General features: G+C 59.1%; 16 protein-coding genes and 1 pseudogene. 8 read left to right on the forward strand and 9 right to left on the reverse strand.

The genetic code is table 11. From position 1 onward, the window contains the following. From C9413_RS05405 to C9413_RS05440, 8 genes are all read right to left on the reverse strand, one after another. Positions 1–553: transposase (locus C9413_RS05405; RefSeq protein ID WP_170250250.1), on the reverse strand; the 553-nt coding region annotated here is incomplete at its 3' end. Positions 554–1,042: 489 nt separating this feature from the next. After that, on the reverse strand, positions 1,043–2,347 hold the full coding sequence (locus C9413_RS05410) for an LLM class flavin-dependent oxidoreductase (RefSeq protein ID WP_040114670.1): 1,305 nt from the start codon (positions 2,345–2,347) through the stop codon (positions 1,043–1,045). Between the two features lie 25 nt (positions 2,348–2,372). Further along, a complete protein-coding gene (locus C9413_RS05415; RefSeq protein ID WP_040114671.1) occupies positions 2,373–3,719 on the reverse strand; it encodes an MmgE/PrpD family protein in 1,347 nt (448 codons plus the stop codon). A 9-nt stretch (positions 3,720–3,728) separates the two neighbouring features. Next, positions 3,729–4,514: an amino acid ABC transporter ATP-binding protein gene (locus C9413_RS05420; protein WP_040114672.1), complete on the reverse strand. Its 786-nt coding sequence runs from the start codon at positions 4,512–4,514 to the stop codon at positions 3,729–3,731. A gap of 12 nt (positions 4,515–4,526) precedes the next feature. Next, positions 4,527–5,297 carry an amino acid ABC transporter permease gene (locus tag C9413_RS05425; RefSeq protein ID WP_052451915.1) on the reverse strand — a complete coding sequence of 257 codons (771 nt, stop codon included), beginning with the start codon at positions 5,295–5,297 and terminating at the stop codon, positions 4,527–4,529. Between the two features lie 8 nt (positions 5,298–5,305). Then, entirely contained in the window at positions 5,306–6,052 is a 747-nt protein-coding gene (locus tag C9413_RS05430; protein WP_170250251.1) for an amino acid ABC transporter permease, read from the reverse strand. Between the two features lie 21 nt (positions 6,053–6,073). Then, a complete protein-coding gene (locus tag C9413_RS05435) occupies positions 6,074–6,910 on the reverse strand; it encodes a transporter substrate-binding domain-containing protein (protein ID WP_040114675.1) in 837 nt (278 codons plus the stop codon). 996 nt (positions 6,911–7,906) lie between these two features. After that, positions 7,907–8,677, reverse strand: a complete 771-nt coding sequence (locus tag C9413_RS05440) for a FadR/GntR family transcriptional regulator (RefSeq protein WP_040114676.1) — start codon at positions 8,675–8,677, stop codon at positions 7,907–7,909. A gap of 240 nt (positions 8,678–8,917) precedes the next feature. Between C9413_RS05440 and C9413_RS05445 the strand changes: the two genes are divergently transcribed. The 8 genes and pseudogenes from C9413_RS05445 to C9413_RS33085 all read left to right on the forward strand — a co-directional run. Continuing rightward, a complete protein-coding gene (locus C9413_RS05445; protein ID WP_170250252.1) occupies positions 8,918–9,898 on the forward strand; it encodes a substrate-binding domain-containing protein in 981 nt (326 codons plus the stop codon). A gap of 72 nt (positions 9,899–9,970) precedes the next feature. After that, positions 9,971–11,497: a sugar ABC transporter ATP-binding protein gene (locus tag C9413_RS05450; RefSeq protein WP_040114678.1), complete on the forward strand. Its 1,527-nt coding sequence runs from the start codon at positions 9,971–9,973 to the stop codon at positions 11,495–11,497. 12 nt (positions 11,498–11,509) lie between these two features. Next, positions 11,510–12,514 (forward strand): ABC transporter permease, encoded by a 1,005-nt coding sequence (locus tag C9413_RS05455; protein ID WP_040114679.1) that lies wholly within the window; start codon positions 11,510–11,512, stop codon positions 12,512–12,514. A 4-nt stretch (positions 12,515–12,518) separates the two neighbouring features. Further along, on the forward strand, positions 12,519–13,409 hold the full coding sequence (locus C9413_RS05460; protein ID WP_040114680.1) for an aldose 1-epimerase: 891 nt from the start codon (positions 12,519–12,521) through the stop codon (positions 13,407–13,409). Between the two features lie 19 nt (positions 13,410–13,428). After that, positions 13,429–15,069 carry a GMC family oxidoreductase N-terminal domain-containing protein gene (locus C9413_RS05465; RefSeq protein ID WP_170250253.1) on the forward strand — a complete coding sequence of 547 codons (1,641 nt, stop codon included), beginning with the start codon at positions 13,429–13,431 and terminating at the stop codon, positions 15,067–15,069. Then, the gene (gene dgoD, locus C9413_RS05470; RefSeq protein WP_040114682.1) at positions 15,066–16,214 is read left to right on the forward strand and encodes a galactonate dehydratase; all 1,149 of its coding nucleotides are present in this window, start codon (positions 15,066–15,068) and stop codon (positions 16,212–16,214) included. Before C9413_RS05465 ends, dgoD begins: the two co-directional genes overlap by 4 nt. Positions 16,215–16,225: 11 nt before the next feature. Further along, a complete protein-coding gene (locus C9413_RS05475; protein ID WP_040114683.1) occupies positions 16,226–17,005 on the forward strand; it encodes an SDR family oxidoreductase in 780 nt (259 codons plus the stop codon). 135 nt (positions 17,006–17,140) lie between these two features. Then, a pseudogene (locus C9413_RS33085) lies at positions 17,141–17,290 on the forward strand (IS481 family transposase); the annotation flags it as partial. Here C9413_RS33085 and C9413_RS05480 read toward each other — a convergent pair. Next, positions 17,291–17,860: a nucleoside 2-deoxyribosyltransferase gene (locus tag C9413_RS05480; RefSeq protein WP_040114684.1), complete on the reverse strand. Its 570-nt coding sequence runs from the start codon at positions 17,858–17,860 to the stop codon at positions 17,291–17,293. Positions 17,861–17,915 lie beyond the last annotated feature (55 nt).

Here is a 17,915-nt window from a genome sequence, read left to right on the forward strand (position 1 = left end):
GGTCGATCTCTGAGACCCTGACCTGCGCCAGCTGGACGCGGCCGGCCTTGCCGAACAGGTCGCCGAGCTTCTTCAACTGTGCCGTCTGCTCCGGATAGCGATCGAACGCCGTGACGATGCGGTTCTTGGTCATCGTCCGCAGCCGCACGTAAAACATCCGCTCGCGCAGGGCGACACGCAGTTCGCGGGCCTTGTCGTTCGGCGCCCAGGCCTCCGGCACCAGGTCGGCCCGCAGCAGATGCGCCAGCACCGTCGCATCGATCTTGTCGGTCTTGATCTTGGCGTCGGCGATCGCCTTGACCTTCAACGGATGGGCGAGGACGACATCATCACAAATGTCGTCGAGCCAATCATAGATCACCATCCAGTTGCGGGTCGCCTCGACGACCGCATGCGAGTTCTCGCGGTAGCGTTCGAGAAATCCGCCGAGCGACGGGCGATCGTTCTTCACCCGGCCGGAGCGTAGCGTCTTGCCGCTGCTGTCTTGGACCACCAGGTGGCTGTAGGATTTGTGGTAGTCGACGCCGATATGGTAATCATAAGAGGCAGTCATGCTTCCAACTCCCTTATTGAGATCTTCGAAACCCCAATAGGATAAGCCGAAAGGCTGGAAGTGTGACTGTCCCCCGATCATCGACTGCATCTCAGTGATCCGTTCTCTCAGCGGGCGCGGACTCTTTCATGCCACCTCCTCTTCGGATTTTTCCGTGGTGTATCAGGAATTTGCTCCAAGCAAACTGCACGCCGTCTAGGCCCTACCGCCCCTTGTCGCCACACCATGGGCGCATTTTGAATGGCCGAAATGGATCATGTTGGTGCTGGGATAGCGGCCTTCTAAACCATTTCATACAGATCGTGCTTTCAGTCGAAGCCGGCTATCCGGGACGATTTCCCCGGTAGGATCCTTTGTTGCCTGGGAAAATGCTCGGCGGAGCCTCTTCAGTGATCTGAAATCATTGATTTCTCATTGGCTTAGGGAATGCTTTAACTGCCCAACCGTGGAGTATGCGGTTCAATTCCTTTCAAGAGCGGTGGTTCGCAGCTAGACTGAAAGCAAAGCAGGCCTGACAAGTCCGAGGTGGTCACGTAGCGTCGAGCCACTGTATTCGGTGCGGAACAGACCACGTTCCTGCAGGATCGGCACCACCAGCTGTGTAAAGTCCTCCAGCCCCTCCGGGAAGAAGGGCGGCATGACGTTGAAGCCGTCGGCGGCGCGGCCTTCAAACCACTGCTGCATGCGGTCGGCAATCTCCACCGGCGTGCCGAGCACGATGTGGTGGCCACGACCGGCGGCAACGCGCAAGGCCAGCTGGCGGATGGTCAGGTTCTCGCGCCGGGCAAGCGTCGTCAAGAGTTCGGCGCGGCTGCGCAGCTGGTCGGAGATCGGCAGGTCCGGCAACGGGCCATCGGCATCGCAATCGGCGAGACTGTGGCCAATACGTTCTTCGAGCAGCGGCATGGCGTTCTTGAGATCCGTCCATTGGTCGAGTTCGGCCAACTTGTCCTTAGCTTCCTTCGCCGTACGGCCGATCACTGGTAGGAAGCCCGGCATGACAGCGACGTCGTCCGCCTGCCGCCCGAAACGCGCGACGCGTTTCTTGAGGCTCTTGTAGAAGGCCTGTGCTTCTTCGAGGTTCTGCTGCGCGGTGAAGACGACGTCAGCTGTTCGCGCGGCGAGGTCCTGGCCAGGCCCGGAGGAACCCGCCTGGATCAGGATTGGATGGCCCTGCGGCGAACGCGGGATGTTGAGCGGTCCCTTGACCGAGAAATACTTGCCCTTGTGTTCAAGCACGTGGACTTTGCTCGGATCGGCATAGACGCCGCTCTCCTTGTCCTTGACGAAGGCATCGTCGTCCCAACTGTCCCACAGCCCGCGCACCACGTCGACGAACTCTTCCGCCACCGCATAGCGCTCGTCATGCTCTGGATGCGCCTTCGAAAAATTGTTGGCGGTGCGGGCATAGGATGTCGTGACGATGTTCCAGCCGGCGCGGCCCTGGCTCAGGTGGTCGATCGAAGAGAAAGCGCGGGCGGTATGATAGGGCTCGCCATAGGTCGTCGATGATGTCGCCGCCAGTCCGATCTTGTCGGTCACCAGCGCCAGCGCCGATAGCAGCGTCAGCGGCTCGAAGCGAGCGATTGTCGAGGGATGGGCGTCGACGCCGCTGGTCAGGCCGTCGGCAAGAAAGACCATGTCGAACTTCGCCTTTTCGGCGATCTGCGAGACGCGCCGCAGGAGGTCGAAATTCTCGCTGCCTGCCTCGGCATGCGGATGCCGCCAGCCGGATACGTGATGACCGGCGCCCTGCAGGAACAGGCCCAAGTGGATTCTTCTCTCGACGCTCATGGCAAAGTCTTTCGTCGGTTGGTTTTCAGACGGGGTCCTGGTTGAGCAGTGCCAGCAGCCGGTTCAGATCGGCGGTGCTGCTCATCGTGCGGACCAGCGAGGGAATCTCGGCGAAGGCCGGGCTGCCGGCGGTCGCGTCGCGGAACTTTGTCGTCGGATCGGCCACGCCCGGCAGGCCGTCGAAACGGCGGGTGAGCGTGCTACCGTCGCGGAGCGCAATATCGAGGATCACGAACCGCGTCGTCGGATCGCTGGACATGCGCGGCGCGGTCTCGTCATGGCAACGGCGGGCGCGACCGGCCAGCGCCATCAGGTGCGGCTGCACCGGCCGATCGCTGAAATGGTCGAGCCGCAGGGCACCGTCGATCAGCGCCGCGGAGAACACGTATTCCGGGCTGAAGCGAGCCTCGATGCCGTTTGTCGGCTTGCTTACCACCAGCGCAGCATCGGCGCCAGGTGGATAGGTGAAGGTGATGCTTTCGATCGCGTTCGCCGCAAGCCCTTCGCGATGCAGATCGATGCCGAGCGAGGCGACGGGATGGCTCGCGGTGCAGCAGGGATAGGCTTTCAGGGTCAATCCCGGCGCCACGATCTGCCAAGGGGTCCCCCAGTTCTCGGTCACGGCGGCGGGGCGCTCGGCACCGAAGGCATAGGCCGAGTGGAAACCGACCGGATTGTCGAGGAAATTCGGCGCGCCGCCGAAAGCCGCCGCCGCCAAGCGTGCCGACAGCAGGCCCGACCGCGCCGCCATGCCGGCATGATAGGGTTTCGCATCAAAACCGAACTGCAGCCGCAGCCCGGAGGACTGCGTCGCAGCGAGGCCGAGCGCGATGGCGGCTTCCTGCGCCGAGGCCCGCGTCAAATGCGCGATCGCCGCTGCGGCGCCAACCGTGCCGAGCGTCGCCGTGGCATGAAAGCCGTTTTCATAGTGTTTGGAGCCGACAGACAGGCCGAGCCGAGCCATGGCCTCGAGCCCGACTACATATGAGGCGACCAGTTCATCGGCGGTCAATATCCGCTCGGCAGCGAGCGCCAGCAGCGCGGGGATGATCACCGTGGTCGGATGGCCGCGCACGCTGGCATGCACGTCGTCATAGTCTAGAACATGGCCGGCATACCCGTTGACGATGGCGGCAACCAGCGGATCGGTGCGGCGCTTGGCTCCGACCAGGATTGCTTCGCCCGGCAGATTGGCGCCGACGGCGTCGGCCAGGACAGCAGTGGTGCGATCGGCAGCGCCAGCGATCGTGCAAGCGAGGAAATCGACGATCGCCGTGCGTGCCGCTTCCATTGCGGCGGCATCGGTCGTCGGGTCCGAGGCGACGATCGCCTCGGCGAATGCATGGGTCAGCGGTGCGGATGTCGTGGTCATGGAGAAATCCTAGATGCCTTCGCCGCCGCGCACCGCGCCGCGCCCGGAAAGCCCACTGACGAACTGGCGCACACGGGGATTGTCTGCGCTGTGGAAGATTTGCTCGGGCGGGCCCTGGTCGATGATGCGACCGTTCTCGGTAAAGACGACGGTGTCGCTGATCTCCTCGGCAAAGCGCATTTCATGCGTCACGAGAATGCTGGTCATGCCGTCGCGAATGAGATCGCGGATCACCCACAATACTTCGCCGACAGTCTCCGGGTCGAGCGCCGATGTCACCTCGTCGAACAGGACGAGTTCCGGTTTCATTGCCAGAGCCCGAGCAATCGCCACGCGCTGCTGCTGGCCGCCGGAGAGCTGGCCTGGATAGGCACCGGCCTTTTCGTCAAGCCGCACCTTGTCCAGCAGTTCGCGGGCGAGCTTTTCCGCCTCGCGCCTGTCGGTGCCAAGAATGCGGGTCGGCGCCAGCACGATATTGTCGAGGACGGTCAAGTGCGGAAACAGATTGTATTGCTGGAAGACGATGCCGACGCGCTTGCGCAGCGCGATGCGCTCGCTCTCACTGGTCAGCTGGTCGACGCGGGTGCGGTTGACAGTGATGCGGCCGCTCTGCGGCTGCACGAGTGCGTTGATGCAGCGCAGGATGGTCGATTTGCCAGAGCCGGACGGACCGATGATGGAGACCGCATCGCCCTTGCGGACGGTCAGGTCGATGCCCTTCAGCACCTCTGTCTGGCCGAAGGACAAATGCACGTCCTCCAGTCGGACGATCGCGGTGTCGGCGGATGTGTTCATCGTCTCAATTCCTCAGTCCGCGTTGAAGCGACGTTCCAGGCGTCGAGTTAGGCGAGCGATCGGGTAGCAAAGCGTGAAGAAGGCGGCCATCACGACGATATAGGCGATGACTGTGAAATCGAGCCGGCGCACTGCGGTGCTGGCATCGGTCGCCGCATGCAGGAGTTCGTGCACGCCAACCAGCGAGGCGAGCGCCGTGCCCATGGTGATCGAGGCGGCCACGTTCATCCAGGGCGGCAGCGAACGGCGCAGGCATTGCGGCAGAATGATCCAGCGCAGCGCTTGCTTGCGCGAGAAGCCAAGGCCCTTGGCCGCTTCCCACTGGGTGGTCGGGATGGAGAGGATAGCGCCGCGGGTGATCTCGGCGACATAGGCGCTGGCCGGAACGGCAAGGCCGATTACCGCCTTCACCCAGTCGGGGAAGGGTAAGTAGTTGCCGAAGATGACGATCTCGAACGGGAAAATGTAGGTCGCCGCGAAGATCAGCACGAGATGCGGCGCGTTGCGGAACACCTGGACGTAGGCGACGACCGGATAGCGCACCAGCCGAAAAGGCACCAGTTCGAGAATGCCTAATACAGTGCCGACCAGCGTACCAAGCGCCATCGCGCATACTGCGATGAGGATGTTCATCGCGAAGCCCGAGGCGAGATAGGGAAGCCACTCCACCAGCTCGCGGCCGAGCGTCAGGTCGATGAGCGACCAGACGAGGATCACGAGCGGCAGCGCTATGAAGCCGATGTTGCGCAGAGGATGGCTGCCCCTGGACAATTCAAGAAGTATTGCGGTCGTCACAAGCCATACCCCGGAACAGCGAGTTTGCGCTCCACCCACAGGCCGAGCCGTGCTACGACCAGATTGATCAGGCTGAAGAAGGCGAGGATGACGATCATCAGTTCGACGACGTTGTCGCGCTGCGTCCACACCATGATCGAGGCATAGGTGATCTCGCTCACGGCAATCGCATTCCCCACGGTCGTCAGTTTCACGAGATTGATCAGGTTGTTGACGATCGCCGGCAAAGAAGCCCGCAACGCCAGCGGCACTTCGACATATCGTAGGATCTGCAGTTGGCTGAAGCCCATGCCACGCGCCGCTTCTACGGTTGAGGCCGGCACCGCCTCGATGCCGGCTCGGATTGCCTCCGCGTGCAGGGCAGCGATATGCAGGCCGACCACCGCGACGACCCAGAAAAAAGGAGTCAGCGGATTATTCTGCGCCCCGCCCAACAGATTGGAGACGACCGTATTGAGCACCAGGAAGCTGAACATCAGCTGCACCAGCGTCGGCGTGGTGCGGGTAGCCTCCACGAAGGCCCTCGCCGGCGCCGAAAGCCAGAGTTTCCCGGATGTCAGGCAAGCAGCAAACAGCAGGCCGAAAAACAGGCTGACCGGGATAAGCAGGACGACCAGATAGAGCGTGGTGGTGAAGCCATCGCGCCAGATCTGCACCTCGTATCCCGTCGCGAGGAATTCGTAATTCAGGCCGAGCCTGCCCGTCAGACTAATGAACAGGTCGGTGAGATTGATTTCCTGCATGTGCTCTGCCGATGCCGCCGCTTACTTGCTGGCGGAAAGCGTCTTGTTTTCCTGCTGCAGGTACTCGGTGTTTAAAAGCCGGTTTGCCTTGGCGAATTCCAGCAGCTTTCCAGACGTGTGCAGCTTCTTGACGCCAGCATCCAGGGCAGCCTGCGTATCCTTCTCGCCCTTGCGCAACCAGATCACCGAATCCGATGGGATCAACTCGGTGGGGAAGGGAATGGCATAGTCCTTCCATTCTTCCGATCGATCCTGTAGCAGGAGGCCGACTGTCGCGCCGACATGCACGGCCGCAACGCAATTGCCGCCCTGAAGAGCGAGCAGCGATTCCGGCTGGCTCGGAAGCGCCTTAACAACTGCGCCATATTCTTCCATCAGAGGCTGCGTATAGTTGGAGCCCTGCGACACGCAGACCGGCTTGCCCTTCAGGTCGGCCCAGTCCTGCAGGCCGCTGTCCTTGCGCACCACAGCCGCGCCACCACTGCGGTCATAAGGCGTCGGCACGTAGTCGAGAATCTTGGCGCGGTCCTCGGTGTACTGCATGTTGGCGATCAGGATGTCGACCTTGCCTTGCTGCAGGAACTGCACGCGGTTCGGCGGCGTCACCGTCACCGTCTCGAGTTTGACGCCGAGGTCATGGGCAAGCGCCTGGGCGATGTCGAGGTTGAAACCTTTCTGCGCCTGCGTCTTCGGGTCAATATAGCCGAACGGCGCGCCGGACAGGATCACGCCGACAGTCAGCGTGCCGCGTCCTTTGATCCGGTCGAGCGTCGCATCTGCGGACGCCTGGGTCGACGTTAGTGCGGAGATTGAAAGAGCAAGTCCGAAGAATAATTTGATGAATTTGGTGGACGACATTCCCGGCTCCTTTGTTCGACCAAGAACCTAGTGGAGCCTCTCGGTTGCCACGAGCAAACGCATCCTCTCTGCCAGGTGAGAACGAAACTGTTATCCTGTAATATGCTAAATCCATAGAAAATATGCTGCAGCAGGTTGGTGTTGATCTTACAACAGATCGGGATGCCTGCGAGATCCTATCTCAGATGATTGCAAGTTCCGCACCGCGCTTATCCGTCTACGGGCGGGATCGATGGGATTGTCTTTATGCAGTCAATGGTGTGCGATCCATGCGAACAGATTATCGCTCACGCCGAAAACGAGGTTTGTGGTCCTGTCGGCGGCTGTTGACCCGCTTCACCTCCAAGTGGTTCGTCGCCTGATCCCCATGGCAGAGCACCGCGTTCTTCTCGCGGCCAAGGCGGTCCGTGTAACCACCGCGAGCGGCAGTTCGGAGTGGGGATGATGGCGGCTACTGTCGAGGGTCGTCGAACCGGACAAGCTCGATATGACTGACGCCGAGCGCCTGGGCAAGTTCATAGGGCGTCGCAACGATATCGCCGCGTTGACGATATCAAAGTCGACCTGCATGCTCCTGTCGAAGGCGACGTCGCGCCGGAAATGGTCGGTTTCGCGTCTTCTTTCGTTATAGTACGACCAAGACGATCAGTATCTTCGCTAGGGTAAATGAACGCACCGCGAAGCAAGGCGATAGCAGGAACAGTATGAAGTACGCTTCGGTCTCAGTTTTAACGTCTATGTCGATTTTGTTTGGATGGTTATTCTATGAAAGGTACTGGAAGTTTCGAGATTGCATATCCGAATCATTATCCAGTTGCCTAACTCCAGACGGTGGCAATCTAACGCAAGGCGGTTTACTGTGGGCTGGTTTCGCAGGGCTGTTCTTGTTGCTCGCTATGATCTCGGCCTGGCGCGCTTTCCGGAACCGGGATTGCTGACAAATAGCTGTAGCGCCCCGCATTCGAGATGTCTCAGGACTGCAAAAGGGCAAGCGGTTCAGCGGATGCTGCTATTCCTTTTCAGCGCATCCGAAATTTCCGCCCTCGCGACACCGATCAGGGTTTCCATTGCTTTCCTTGCCGCTGCTGGATCGCGAATACGGATGGCTTCCAGAACGTCCTGGTGCTTCTGAATGGCTTGTTCATGAGACTGGCTGGCGCGGTTTGTAAGGCGAAAGCTCGCAAGCAGCGCGGCTCGGATCGCGCTCGCAAACTGCCTATAAACCCAATTGCCGCTGGCGTTAATAATCGCTGTGTGAAATTCGAGATCTGCCCGGCTCCACTCTTCGTTGTCGCGGGCATTGGCGTCCACCATGTCCTCAAAAGCCTGAGCAATGCGGGCCAACTGCTTAGCAGTTGCGTTCACTGCTGCATGCTCGGCTGCCGCCGGTTCGAGCAAGTGACGTGCGTCAATTAGTGAAGTGTAGAAGGACTGATCACCGCCTAACGAGAGCATCACGTCCAGAACGAGTGGATCCAAATAATTCCAATTTTCGCGTGGGAGGACGGTGGTTCCGGCTCGCGTTCGAGATCGGATCATCCCGATCGCCGACAAATATTGCATCGCTTCACGCAGCGTGGTCCTGCTAACGCCGAACTGATCCGTGAGGTCCGCCTCATTTGGAAGCGTTGAGCCCTCTGGCAGGTCGCCGGAAACAATTCTCTCGACCAACTTGGACAGGAGAGCTTCACGGACAGAACGCTTGCCCCCCGATGCGATTTCTACGCCCCCATCGGTGAGCTTCCACTCATTGCGTGCGATTGCCACCCAGTTGCCTCCCGTACCGCTCGATTGCGGCTTACCTGAAAATTGCGGCGCCGGGAAAGGTCTTTTTTAAGCCTTTGTTCTGGTGGCCGCAATCGGTTTGTAGCACATGAAATCACCCTGTCGCCACATCTTTTAAAAAATAAATCGTATTTATCTTGACAATAATCAGACCGTATTTAAGTTTGGCCCGTCGGCTGGCTCCGTCTGGGACGCGGTCGTTGGAGATAACGGGAGGGAGCAATGAAGCTCATCGTACGCGCCGCGATCCTGGCGCTCACCACAATTGCTGGGTCACACGCCACAACAGTTTTTGCTCAGGATAAGGACCTAAAGGTCGGCGCCATTTACATGGATGCTCAGGGTTTCTACGCGGGCGTCCGCAAGGGCATCCAGACCGGCGCAAGCGATGCTGGGCGCAAGCTGGATATTGTTGAAACGAACGCTCAGGGCGACGCAAGCAAAGAATCGTCTTTCATCGATACCCTGATTTCGTCCGGTGTTCAGGCAATCATCGTCTCGCCGGTTTCGGCTGACGGATCCTCGCGAGCAATTCGCCGCGCCCATGACGCTGGCATCCCTGTCGTCTGCTACAACACTTGTCTCAACGATGCCGACATGAAGGAATATATCTCGGCCTATGCAGTCGGCGACCCTTATGATTTCGGTCACAAGCTGGGTGATGCAGCGGCAGATTATTTCGTGGCGGAAAAGATCGATGCCCCGAAAATTGGCGTCTTGAATTGCGAGTTCGTGGAAGTGTGTGTCACACGCCGCAAGGGCTTCGAAGAAGCTCTCAAGGCAAAGGTGCCTGGCGCTCAGATCGTAGCAAACCAGGAGGGCGCGACCCTCGATAAGGCAGTCTCGGTCGCCGCGACGATGCTGACCTCAAACCCTGACATCAACGCGTTCTTCGGCGAAGCCGGTGGCGCAACGCTTGGCGCTGCCCGCGCGGTAAAGAGCCAGGGCAAGACCGGAAAGGTCGTCGTCTTCGGCGGCGACATGACGACCGAAATCGCCCAGGAGCTGGCCGATTTCTCGGTTATCAAGGCGGTGGTCGATATCTCCGGTCAGGGCCTGGGGAAGTTGGCGCTCGACCAAGCCATCACGTCCATCGACGGGCAGCCGCCGGCGGGTATCAAGGTTGCCTACGATATCGACCTCTACAAGTCTTCCGAAGATGGCAAGGCCTGGTTGAAGGCCCACGCTGACGGCATTCCCTGACATTACCTCCCAAGTGACGAAAGCCGAGGCCGCCGGGAGACCGGCGGCATCTTTTTCGAAGGTGGAAATCGAATGACACATATATTGCGGACGGCCGACCTTGCCTCGCAATCGATCGCTTCGATCGAAGGGTGCACGCGTCAATATCCAGGGGTCCTTGCGCTCGACAATGCGACGTTTGCACTTGCGGCCGGGGAAGTCAGGGCACTGCTGGGTAAGAACGGCGCGGGCAAATCCACACTCATCAGACTTCTGACCGGCGCTGAAATACCCGATAGCGGGACCGTCAAGATCGACGGCGAAGAACTGCGACACTCGGGTTCCCGCCGTGCACAGGATGCCTTCGCCAGGGGCGTACGTGCCGTCTATCAGGAACTCAGTCTTGTTCCAGGTATGACGCTTGCCGAGAACCTCTTTCTCGGGCGGTGGCCACGCAAGAGCGGCGTCATTCAGTCCGCCGAGATGGAAGCGCAAGCATCGGAAGCAATGGGGCGCCTGGGGCTCGACCGGCCTCCAAACACGCTCGTCATCAGTCTGAGCCCGGCAGAGCGCCAGCTCCTGGAAATCGCGCGCGTTCTGCTCGGAAAACCGAAACTCGTTATCCTGGACGAGCCGACAAGCTCGCTTGCGGCCGCCGAAGCCAAAAAAGTCATGGCCGCCGTCACCCGGATTGCCTCTGAAGGGATTGCGGTGATCTATGTCAGCCATCGCATGAACGAGATCCGCCAGATCGCGCATTCGGCAACGATCATGCGCGATGGACGCATCATAGATACTGTCGATGTCAAGGGCGCCGACACGCGCGAAATCGTCCGCCTGATGCTTGGCGCCGAGGCATCGAAGGCAGCGGCCTTGGACACTCGCAGCCAAGAGAAAACTGTCCTGGAAGTTCGTAACATAGCACTCGCGCCCAAACTCGGCTCAGTTTCCTTCCTGCTCAGGGCCGGTGAAGTGCTCGGGATTGCGGGTCTGCTTGGCTCAGGACGCACCGAGCTGCTGCAAGCGATCATGGGCGTTCGGTCCCAAGATAGCGGCGACGTGCTTGTGGACGGCGTTGCCATCAAGCCGGGTCGATACAAGCAGATGATCTCTAAAGGTTTCGGCTATACGCCGGAAAGCCGCAAGGAGGAGGGAATCGTTCCTCTTCTTGGTGTCGATGAAAACACCCTGTCGACCAATTTCGCAGGCGTCAGCAAGCGTGGGATTCTGTCCGCCAAGCTGATGGCCGAAGCGACACGAAAGGTCATCCAGCGCCTGCACATCAAGACTGCGCAAACCAGTACCCCGATTGGTACGCTGTCGGGTGGCAACCAGCAGAAAGTCGTCATTGGCCGTTGGGTTTACGCCAACAGCCGCGTTCTGCTTCTCGATGAGCCGACACGAGGTGTTGACGTCGAAGCCAAGGCCCAGATCTACGCGATCATTCGCCAGCTTGCCGTAGAGGGACGCAGTGTGATCTTCGTCTCCAGCGAGATTGAGGAGCTTCCGCTCGTTTGCGACCGCGTGCTCGTCCTGAGGGATGGCACCCTTCAAGAAGAATTCAAATCACCAAACATCGATCAGGACGCCTTGATGGCCGCCTGCATCGCTGGACATTGAGGGAGACACCAGATGTCACTCGACCAAGCTGCCAAGACAGCATCGACGCCACGACCGAAATCCCGGTTCACCTTCTCGCAACACATGAATGAACTAAGTTTGTTCGTGGCAATTGTTGTCCTCTATGTCGTCTTCACGTCGGCGGCGAACGGGTTTTTGTCGTTCAACAACCAGATCAACATTCTTCGCGACGCCGCCACAATCGGCATTGCGGCGTGGGCGGCGACACTGATCATCATCGCGGGTGAGATCGATGTCAGCGTTGGCCCGATGGTTGCCTTCATTTCGGTGATCCTGGCATTTCTGCTGCAGTGGGGCGTCCCGACCCCAATCGCGTTCGCGCTTGCGATTGTCGTCGGCGCTTTGCTGGGCTCGATCGCCGGAGCCCTACGAGCCTACTTCGATGTCCCGTCCTTCGTCGGCACACTTGGCCTGTGGAGCGCACTTCGCGGCACGGCTCTGTTCGTCACGGACGCATTGCCTGTCTCGATTGGGCGTAATGATACCCTTGATGCTCTGGATCGCTCATTCCTTGGCATTCCTCCCGCTGCCATCATCATGTTGATACTCTTTGCGGTGTTCACGTTCATCAGCCGGAAAACCGCTTTCGGACGTTCGGTTTTTGCAATCGGTGGAAACGCCCAGGCGGCATTCCTGAGCGGCATCAGCGTCTCAAAGATCCGTGTCGCTCTGTTCGCCATTGCTGGTGCCATGGCTGCGGTGTCAGGTATCCTTCTGGTGTCGCGCTTGGGGTCTGGTAACGCGACGGCCGCCACCGGTCTGGAGTTCGATGTCATTGCCGCGGTCGTCGTTGGCGGCACCTCGCTGTCCGGCGGTCGGGGATCGATGCTCGGCACTCTTCTCGGCGTGTTGGTCATTACGCTCATCGGCAATGGGCTAGTCCTACTCGGCATCAACCCGTTCTTCCAACAGGTTGTGCGCGGCTTGATTATCGTGATTGCGGTGCTTGCCAATATCCAGGCAATCAAACGCAGCGTGTCCCGCAACAAGGGTTGATGCCATGACGGTCGTGGATCTCGAGGCCGGTCGGTTGTCAGCTCGCGTCTCGACCAAAGGCGGGCTCGTGCTAGGCTTCTGGCGGGACGTCGGTAATGGGAAAGTGACGCTGCTGCGTCCCAGCTCGTCCTACAACGTCGATGCTCTCGGCTCGGCGTGCTACCCGCTGGTTCCATTTGGCAACAGGGTCAAGGATAACCAGTTTTCGTTCGACGGACGCGCCTATCAGTTCAGCGCGAATACCGAATGGGATAAGCACTATCTGCACGGCGAGGGCTGGCAAGCCGATTGGTCGATCGCAAAGCAGACGCGGGCGTCGATCGAGATGGGGTTCACGCACAGTGGTGGCCATACCCCATATGTATATCAAGCAAGCCAGCGGTTCGCTCTCGATGAGACCGGGTTGACATTGACCCTTATGGTCGAGAACCGTGGGGAACGCGCGATGCCGTTCGGACTTGGATGGCATCCCTACTTTCCACTGACACCGGGTACAACCTTGCTGGCACCCGCTCGCGCATTCTGGACGGAAGTAGAAAGCTGGCTACCGGGGGAGAGGACGGCAATCCCGCAAGACTTGGATTTTAGTTCTCCTGCTCCCTTGCCGCATCGTTGGGTCAATAACGGTTTTGAAGACTGGAGCGGGGAAGCGTTAATCACCTGGCCCGAGCGGGCCACAACGCTCCATCTAACGGCCGACGCCGTCTTTAAACATGCGTTCGTATTCGTGTCCGACGCCATGTTCGACATAAGTTTCAAGCGCGATTACTTTTGCTTCGAGCCCATGAGCCACCTGGCGAACGGGCAGAATATGCCTGACCTTGGTGATCTGAAGACTCTGGCCCCGGGGCAAAGCATGTCGGGCAGCATCTACTTGCGCCCATCCAGCATTTGAAACGAGTCCGGAGTTCCTGATGTCTGCGAATGACCGTTACGACTACATCATCGTCGGTGGTGGAAGCTCCGCCTGTGTGGTCGCAGAAAAGTTAGTGCGCGATGGCAAGGCGCGGGTGCTGCTTTTGGAGCGCGGGCCTGCGAAAGCCAACCCGATCATGAGCTTTCCGGCCGGATACATGAAGTTTCTGGCAAAGGACACCTATCTGACAATGCATCAGACCAAGCCGCAGCCGCAGCTGAACGGCCGTGGTCCGATTGTTCCTCAAGGCAAGGTCCTGGGCGGGGGCAGCACCGTCAACGCCATGGTCTACATGCGCGGTCAGGCGGCGGATTTTGATCTGTGGAATAAACTGATCTCACCGAAAGGGTCTAATGATGGCGCCTGGTCCTACGCCGATCTGCTTCCATACTTCAAAGCGCAAGAGGATAACGATCATCTCGCCGGTGAATTCCACGGTGTCGGCGGCCCCCTAAAAATCTCGCACCTTGGCCATACAAGCCCGATGACGAGAACCTACGTCAAGACGCTTCAGGGAATGGGAATACCCTACAACCCCGACTTCAACGGCGCACGCCAGTTTGGCGTCGGGTTTATGCAGCACACAATAGATTGGAAGACGAAACGGCGGTCGAGTGCCGTCGATGCCTTCCTTGCGCCAGTTATCAACGATCCGTTGCTGTCCATTGAGACGGAGGCGACCGTTACAGCGATCAGGATGGATGGCGAGCGAGCAGCAGGTGTCGATTATGTCCGGAACGGTAGCCGGATGTCGGCAAGCGCGGGCGAAATCATTCTTGCAGCCGGAGCCTACCAGACACCGAAGCTGTTGATGCTCTCAGGTATCGGTCCGGACGACGAGCTGACGAAACATGACATCCAGAAGAAGGTGGTGCTGCCAGGTGTCGGTAAGAACCTGCAAGACCATTACGAATGTCCCGTCGTCGCCACGACCAAGGGCTCGTTCGGATATTATGGAGCGGACAAGGGCTGGCCGATGATTAAAGCCGGCCTTCAGTACCTGTTGTTCAAATCAGGCCCGGTATCGACGACGGGTGTCGAAACGTGCGCCTTCTTCGACCCTGACGGCAACAACGATTATCCGACCATTCAGATGTTCTGCGTGCCGACCGTCTATCTTGACCGGGATGTCATGGGAGCAGAACCTGGCGATGGCGTTACCATCAACTCCCTTCTGCTGCGTCCGAAGGCGAGGGGGTCCGTGAGGTTGGGCTCGAAAGATCCATTCGAAAACCCAATCGTCGACACCCAGATCTTCGGTCACCCCGACGACCTGCGGTTGACGATGGCGGGTTTCCGATTTGCCCGCACCGTACTGGACGCGTCACCGATGCGGGATCTGATCAACAAAGAGATCTTTCCTGGAGCGGACGTCACCAGTGACGAGGCCATCGCGGCGCATTGCAAGCGGACGGTCAAAACTGGTTACCATCCAGTCGGGACCTGCAAGATGGGTCACGACAGCGATCGCGAGGCGGTTCTGGATACAAGCCTCCGGGTCCGTGGAACGCGAGGATTGCGTGTTGTGGACGCATCCTTGATGCCGACGATCGTGAGCGGGAACACGAATGCCGCGGTCATGGCCGCGGCAAGCAAAGCTGCCGACCTTATTCTCGGATATATTGGGCATATTTCATGAAGATCACCAAACTTACCACCTATGTCGTCCCACCTCGCTGGCTGTTTCTGAAGATCGAGACCGACGAGGGGATCGTCGGCTGGGGTGAACCAGTTGTTGAAGGCCGGGCGTTGACCGTGGAAGCTGCCGTCCACGAGCTGTCCGACTATCTGATCGGCAAGGACCCCTTTCTGATCGAGGATCATTGGCAGGTCATGTACCGTGGTGGCTTCTACCGCGGCGGCGCAATTCACATGAGCGCGATATCGGGCATCGATCAGGCGCTATGGGACATCAAGGGCAAGGCGCTGGGCCAGCCCATCCACTCGCTGCTCGGCGGCCAGGTGCGCGACAAGATCAAGGTTTATTCATGGATCGGCGGAGATCGGCCGTCCGACGTCGCTGCGAACGCCAAGGAGGTCGTTGCCCGTGGCTTCAAAGCCATCAAGATGAACGGTGCCGAGGAACTGCAGATCGTCGATACCCACGAAAAGATCGATGCGATTATCGCGAACATCGCAGCAGTTCGAGAGGCGGTCGGGCCGCATATCGGCATCGGAGCGGACTTCCACGGGCGCGTTCATCGACCGATGGCGAAGGTTCTGGCAAGGGAACTCGATCCGTATAAGCTGTTGTTCATCGAGGAGCCGGTGCTCTCGGAGAACTACGAGGCGCTGAAGGAAATCGCCAACCACTCCTCGACGCCGATTGCGCTCGGAGAGCGGCTGTATTCGCGCTGGGATTTCAAGCGCATCCTGTCGGAGGGTTACGTCGATATCCTGCAGCCGGATTTGAGCCATGCAGGAGGCATTACGGAGTGTCGCAAGATCGCCACCATGGCTGAAGCCTATGACGTGGCGCTGGCCCCGCATTGCCCGCTCGGGCCGATCGCGCTTGCCGCATGCCTTCAGATCGACGCCGTAAGCTACAACGCCTTCATCCAGGAACAGAGCCTGGGGATCCATTATAACAAGGGCAATGATATCCTGGACTACATCGCCAATAAGGAGGTCTTCCACTATGCCGACGGTTTCGTGGGCATTCCGCAAGGTTCGGGACTTGGTATCGAAGTGAACGAAGCCTACGTCATAGAACGGGCGAAGGAGGGCCATCGTTGGCGCAATCCCGTTTGGCGTCATGAAGATGGCAGCGTCGCTGAGTGGTAGGGGTAATGGGAATGGCTAAGCGACTTACAGGCAAACGCATATTAATCACGGGCGCGGCCCAGGGCATCGGTCTGGCGATTGCAAAAGCAGTCCTAGCCGAGGATGCGAGCGCCTACCTGATCGACCGTGACCAGGGGCTTTTGCGAGTTGAGGCTGAAAAACTAAAGGGCCAAGGATATCGTCTTAGCTACAGGGCGGCCGATATCACCGACGCCAAAGCCATTGCGAGGATCGTCGAAGAAGCCAGGACCGAGATCGGTCAGATCAATGCCCTCATCAACAATGCTGGCGTCAACGTGTTCTCCGAGCCATTGGAGACGACGGACGAGGAATGGAACCGCTGCTTCGATATCAATCTGAAGGGTGCGTGGAACTGCTGCAAGGCGGTGTTGCCCGGCCTGATCGCACAGGGCGGAGGCGTCGTCCTGAACATCGCCTCGACGCACTCCTTTACGATCATACCGCATACATTTCCGTATCCTCTTGCCAAGCACGCGCTTCTCGGTTTGACCAAGTCACTGGGATTGGAATTTGCGGCCAAGAACGTGCGGGTGAATGCGTTGGCGCCGGGCTATGTGGCGACACAGAAGGTCGTCGATTTCTGGAACAGCTTTCCGAATCCGGCAGCTGCTGAAGCCGAGACAATGAAGATGCATCCGAGTGGGCGGATCGCAACGACGGAGGAAATCGCGATGGCTGCGGTGTTCATGATCTCTGACCAGTGCCCGTTTATGAATGCGACCTGCTTGACAATCGATGGCGGGTTGAGTGTGCTGCAGCACCCGGCGTGATCCCTGTCATCGCCTATGTAGTCGCTTCAGAAGTGATGGTACGTGACCTACCCGCATCAACAATCAACCCAGGTTCTTGTTGTGATTTTCAGCACGAACTTTGGAAGCTTCGCAGCTGTCGTCACCGTCGGCCGCCACCTTGCCGACTTCGTTGCCCCCTGCAACCTCGCGCGCAGGCTCAAGACCCTCAAGGGCCTGACGCCCTACGAATTCATCGGCATCACGGACAATAGCTCCGAAAGGTTCACCCTAAACCCAATCCATCAAGTGCCGGGACTGAGCATCTTAGCGCAACTTCTCAACGGCGACGGCAAGACATGTCTTGAACGCAGCAAGGTCCGTATAGAGCGCATCCCGTGCCGCGTCTCCGATGATGAGGACGCCACCGCGCCGCTCAATTCCGGCGTGCAGCATGAGATTGTCGGCCAGGCCGAAATCCTCGATCGCAATCCCGTTCGGGTCACGCAATCGACCTTCAGCATCATACGCGACGGCCCCGCCATAAAGATCGCTCACTCGTCCGCTGTGATCGCGGGCTACATTCGTATAAGCGAATACAGGCTTACCGCTTGCGCACATAAAGCCGAGTTCGAAGGCCGTCCCGGTATCGGCGGCAATGCCACGAAAGGGCGTCAGATTGGCGATGATCGCGTCCGCTTGGATCATCATCTTCTCATCCACCGCGTTTATCGCCGCGGCCCGCTCGCGCCTCGAGTTCGTGTGCGGGATTTCCAGATCGCCGGGCGAGAGCGGGAGAAGTCCCGCCTCACGGGCAAGTGCTGCCTTCCGGTCGAGGATTTCACGGGCGTTTGGGAGAAAAACCTCCGGACCGGCCAGATAAACTTTTCTTGTCATAAAATTGCACCTGAAAGGGAGGGCTCGGCAACAGAAATACCTTCCTCGCTGTACA

The sequence above is a fragment of the Rhizobium sp. SEMIA 4085 genome, from assembly GCF_013004495.1.
GTDB classification, from domain to species: Bacteria; Pseudomonadota; Alphaproteobacteria; order Rhizobiales; family Rhizobiaceae; genus Rhizobium; species Rhizobium gallicum.